Annotated in this window: 5 protein-coding genes; 3 read left to right on the forward strand and 2 right to left on the reverse strand. The window is 51.1% G+C overall.

The window, feature by feature from the left end; translation table 11 throughout:
* Positions 1-250: 3-hydroxyacyl-CoA dehydrogenase NAD-binding domain-containing protein (locus V7665_RS12990; RefSeq protein ID WP_335664960.1), on the reverse strand; the 250-nt coding region annotated here is incomplete at its 3' end.
* Between the two features lie 615 nt (positions 251-865).
* A complete protein-coding gene (locus V7665_RS12995) occupies positions 866-1,723 on the reverse strand; it encodes an LD-carboxypeptidase (RefSeq protein WP_335664961.1) in 858 nt (285 codons plus the stop codon).
* 34 nt (positions 1,724-1,757) lie between these two features.
* Between V7665_RS12995 and V7665_RS13000 the strand changes: the two genes are divergently transcribed.
* From V7665_RS13000 to V7665_RS13010, 3 genes are all read left to right on the forward strand, one after another.
* Positions 1,758-3,179 (forward strand): glutamate ligase domain-containing protein, encoded by a 1,422-nt coding sequence (locus tag V7665_RS13000; protein ID WP_335664962.1) that lies wholly within the window; start codon positions 1,758-1,760, stop codon positions 3,177-3,179.
* A gap of 1,089 nt (positions 3,180-4,268) precedes the next feature.
* Positions 4,269-4,607, forward strand: coding sequence for a hypothetical protein (locus V7665_RS13005; protein WP_335664963.1), 339 nt, complete (start codon positions 4,269-4,271; stop codon positions 4,605-4,607).
* Entirely contained in the window at positions 4,608-4,925 is a 318-nt protein-coding gene (locus V7665_RS13010; protein ID WP_335664964.1) for a PilZ domain-containing protein, read from the forward strand.
* The last annotated feature ends 55 nt before the right edge of the window (positions 4,926-4,980 follow it).

Below are 4,980 nucleotides of genomic sequence, written 5' to 3' on the forward strand. Positions count from 1 at the left end.
CGGCGATAAATATCGCATCGCAATCCTTTACAGAAGCAGCAAGATCGGTTGAAAAAGACAGCCGTTCTGCATCAACATTGCGTTTGACCAAATCGGCCAGCCCGGGTTCGTAAATTGGCATGACATTCTGGTTCAGATTGGATATTTTTTTCTCGTCTTTGTCGACGCATATCACATCATGACCAAAATCAGCGAAACATGCGCCGGAAACGAGACCGACATAGCCAGAGCCTATCATTGCAATTTTCATTCAATTCCCTCTAACATTAGGCATCTCAACATGCAGAATGTGGCGGCTTGTGGCGCGTTGGCTGTCACAGGTCAAGGTTTCATCAATTGGATCGTGTTCGTCTTTCTTTTATAACCAATTTTGCCTTTGGATCGTTGAACAAAAATTACAAATGACCGCTTTCGGCTTGAACATTGCCAGTTCCTGCATATTACATGTCAAATAACTATTTTGAAGTAGTTGGCTAAACCGGATCAGTCCGTTAATTGTCTTACTCAGCGTCGCAGCTTTGGGAACCGATTGATTAAGAGTATCACGGACACCGTAACATCGTTGTTAGAAAAATTGCTCAGCTATCGCGCTGGAAAAAAAGAGCAATCGTCATTCTGCTCGATATTTTGCTATGCGTGCAGTCGTTTTGGCTAGCCTATTCCCTTCGTATCTGAGTTTATAACGCAATTTTCCGCTATGCGGGCACTGGCATGATGAGAATATTGGTCCGTGCTTTCGCAATATATTCGATGGTGATCGCATTTACATTTGTTGTAGTCGGGATCGTCCAGCGGCGCATTCCAGAAATCCTCTTGAATGCTCTGCTCCCAATGATTGGCAGCAGTGTATTCGCTGATTGATTTGTCAGAGTTTTAACAACCCAAACGGCACAATTCTGTTTTCGACATCATGTCCGATTTCCGCCCGGCCCAAATAGGCGATTCCATTGATCTCGGACCATCGCTTGGTAATCGCCTCTGGTGTTTCGCCAAAAGGCCGGTCATTTTCGGGGACATCGCCGACGTTACCCAATTTTATCCCGGAGAGGCCTTGCGCTGCAAGATTGCTGCACAGGTGAAACATGGCGCGGTCGAAGGCATAGAGATATTCGGATATCTCCTCGACGATGAGAATGTGATCTCGCAGGTCCGGCATCAGTTTTGTGCCAGTCATCATGGCGAGGGTCATCAAATTGAAAGCGGAGTATTTTTTACCGTTGGTGAGCCCCGGTTCAAGCACATTTTTTTGTCTGTTCATAATCCAGTCCAGAGCTCGGCGAACGGCATGCTCGCCGCCCGGTCGGCCAATATCGGACGGCATCGGACCATGTGTGACCTCGCCGATGCCTGCGCGATAGAGTGCGCCGAGCAGGTTTCCCGCATCGCTATATCCCAGGTAAGTTTTGCCCTTGGCGATACCATCCAGCTGTTCGATGGCAGCTTCCGCCATACGTGCGGCACCATAGCCGCCGCGGGCAAACCATATCGCATCTATGCTCGGGTCGTTGGCCAGAGCGACGAAACTGTCGGTGCGTTGCTTGTCGCTGCCCGCGAAATGGCCTTCCTCAAAAAAACATTGCTCGTCAAAGATCAATTCGGCTTGCGGATGGGTCTCGGCTGCGAGCGCGATGACGCGGTCGGCAGCATCCCGTGTGAATGGGGTCGACGGCGCACAAATACCGATGCGGACTGGTGAGGAGATCGAATTTGTTCCTTGCGCCATTGCCAAACAGATTGAGAAGCAATAGCGCGAAAAAATGAGTGAAGACAAATCCTATTATTTTTGCGGGATCGGCGGTTCCGGAATGTTGCCTCTGGCGATGATCGTCAATGCGGCCGGCGCGCAGGTCGCAGGATCGGACCGGGCGCTGGATCAGGGGCGATTGGCCGACAAGTTTCAGTGGTTGCAGGATCGGGGAATCAAGCTGTTTGACCAGGATGGCAGTGGATTGGTCGATAGCAGCCAGATATTGGTCGCTTCTGCCGCTATTGAAGACATTGTGCCGGATGTTGCGCGCGCTATTGCGCTGGGTTGCAAACGGATGACCCGGGCGGAATTGCTGGCGGAGCATTTCAATGCCGTACCGCGCAGCATCGCCGTTGGCGGTACCAGCGGCAAATCAACCGTGACCGGGATGATCGGCTGGATCCTGACCGAGGCTGGCCGTGATCCTACGATCATGAACGGTGCGGTGATGAAAAACTTCGTCGATGCCGATGCGCCATTTGCCAGTTCCCGCGTCGGAGCTGGCGACATGATGGTGAGCGAAGTGGACGAAAGCGATGGTTCAATCGCGCTGTTCAATCCTGAAATTGCGGTGCTCAACAATGTCAGCCTGGATCATAAAAGCCTTGAAGAGCTGAGAATTTTGTTCGGCGATTTTATCGCGAAATCGCGGCACGCGATCTGGAATCACGATGATGCAGAGTCGCATGTGCTTGTTGGCTCTGGCAATTTGGCAAAAACGAGCAGCTTTGGATTTCTCGACGGTGCGGATTTTCGCGCTGTCCAAGTTGAGGAAAAACCCCTTGGCAGCAATTTTGTGATGCGGACCGACGGGACAGACTATCCGGTTTCGTTGCAAGTGCCAGGCAGGCACAATGTCGCCAATGCTTTGGCGGCTATCGCAGCCAGTTGCGCAGTCGGGGTGCCGGTAGATATCGCGATATCGGCAAGCGGGTCGTTTCGCGGCCTGGCCCGTCGCTTTGATATCGTGGGAACCAGCCATGATATTACGGTGATCGACGATTTCGGTCACAATCCCGATAAAATCGCGGCGACACTGCAGACCTTGAAAGCATTCCCTGGCCGGGTTGTCGCTTTCTTCCAGCCCCACGGTTTTGGACCAATAAGAAAAATGGGTGCAGAGCTTGCAGCGGTTTTCTCCGAAAACCTTGGTAACGATGATCGTGTCATATTATGTGATCCGGTCTATTTTGGTGGAACGGTTGATCGGTCTCTTGGCAGCGATTCCATCGTCGACGCGATAAATGCTGCCGGTGGCAACGCAGAACATATCGCCGAAAGGCCGAAATGCGGTGACAGAATGGTGGAGCTCGCCGAGCCGGGTGACCGCATCGTCATCATGGGCGCGCGCGACGATACATTACACAGCTTTGCCCAGTCGATTTTGGCTGGGATCGACCACGATAAATCGAACTCACAGGCGGATGGATGACCAACATATGGAATTGATGCAATCGGTTCCAAACGGAGGCTAAGGATTTTTCGAAGCGACCTATGGCCAATTTCCGGGCCTGGATTTTCTGCTTCCGACTAGCAGGCTGACTGCCGTTGTCCCGCTGCTGCGGCGGGGCTTTTCAAAATGCCTACGATGTTGTAAAAAGTCATATACGGTGATTCACGGGGCCGTTAATTCACAAAACCCACCTTCTGAGGCCCTCAAATGTCCTGCGAAAGCATGATATATGGCAAGGATCTTGTTAACTATTATGTAGAAAGAGTTAATCTTTCCGACCCACCATCGCTAGCGTTGGATAATAGTCCTATAAATACAGGGGCTTGAAAATATGCAACCGTAACATAGTGTAACAATAGCCGTATCTTACTGCCTTTTGTCGCCATGTTCCGCCACATATGATGAGCAAGTTGGGCAATTCGGCTTCTGCCTGTGGTAACCCAATTAAGCGCCACAGTTGTCCTGGCATTGGTGCGATATTCTGGTCGATATCGTACCGACTGTTCCCGATGGAGCGGATAGACATTCTATCCGCTCCATCATCGGACAAAGCCTGAGAGTCGCCCTCTTGCAAATTAGTGGTGGGATGCGTCATGCAGTCAGTCAGTATAATATTGTGGAAAGTGAAAGCCGATTGGCTTCGATCCTTTCGTTGTTCCGTCATCCTGCCTCTATCCATTCTGGCGGTCATGCTAATCAGCATATTGCCGGCGCTGGGTTCCGAGGCGTTCGCGACTGATCCGGCGGCGCGGACGACAAATGGTCGCGTCACTGCGGTTGCAAGTGCGCAGGTGATCAAACCATATATAACGACTTCCCAGGTGCAGTCCGGAATCAATGCGTCTGATTCCGCTATCACAGTGTCCCGCCGCACAACGTTTCGTGATTGCGAAATTCTATTGGGTGCCACCGGCAATCAAGCCTCCGAAACCTCATGCGAACCCCGCCTGATCGAATTGCAGGGAACAGAAAATTGAGGGGAAAGGCCATGCAGGCAACCAATACAGACTATGATGCCCTTAACTTTAAATTAAAAATGCAGTGAATAGGATATAGCAGGAAAAAATAATGCAGCCATCCAATGCAACATATGCGGCATTCGCGGGTCATGATGACCGACAAAGCCAGCGCACGACTTCACGGTCATGTGCCGTGCCGTGGGTCATTGCATGTTTGCTTGTCACCATTTCACTGCCGGCATTTGCGGAGGCCGACCGGGGTGAGAACAAGAATGCAATCGAATTTTCCACTGCTGGTGGCACAATGTCTGATCATATTCCCGTCGCGGATGGCGGTGGTTTTGATGCGAATGTCTCTCATATCAACCCCCGGCCAAACGGTGCGCTGTTGCCGACGACCGGCAATTATGAACGGTTTTCCTTACGCTACCGAATGAAGGTCAAGTAAATGAAAAATATGATCGAATCTGGTACTTCTGCCGCAATGGCTTCGGAAAATGTTCTGGCGGATGTGGATCGCAGAAAACAAGACCGGCATATTGCAATGCTTCGACTTGCCAAGATCAAGGCAGAATCCGGAGAAGGCTGGGGCTTCATCAAAAATCTCTCGGCCACCGGGATGATGGTCGAAGTGCATCCCAATTTTGAACTGGGTGACAAGGTCTCGGCCCTTTTGACCGAGGATCAGGAACTGACGGGCGCGGTACGGTGGCGCAAAAAGGCACTAGCTGGCATCGAGTTCTCTGTCCGTTGTCATATAATTTGAGACAGATGCGGTTTTCACGTTGGTGAATGTTTGGCATCATCTGTTTGATTTATAT

It is taken from the genome of Parasphingorhabdus sp., from assembly GCF_036964675.1.
Lineage (GTDB): Bacteria > Pseudomonadota > Alphaproteobacteria > Sphingomonadales > Sphingomonadaceae > Parasphingorhabdus.

Coding starts and splice junctions, on each gene's coding strand:
- V7665_RS12995 (WP_335664961.1), bottom strand. CDS start 1,723: ATGGCGCAAGGAACAAATTCGATCTCCTCACCAGTCCGCATCGGTATT.
- V7665_RS13000 (WP_335664962.1), top strand. CDS start 1,758: ATGAGTGAAGACAAATCCTATTATTTTTGCGGGATCGGCGGTTCCGGA.
- V7665_RS13005 (WP_335664963.1), top strand. CDS start 4,269: ATGCAGCCATCCAATGCAACATATGCGGCATTCGCGGGTCATGATGAC.
- V7665_RS13010 (WP_335664964.1), top strand. CDS start 4,608: ATGAAAAATATGATCGAATCTGGTACTTCTGCCGCAATGGCTTCGGAA.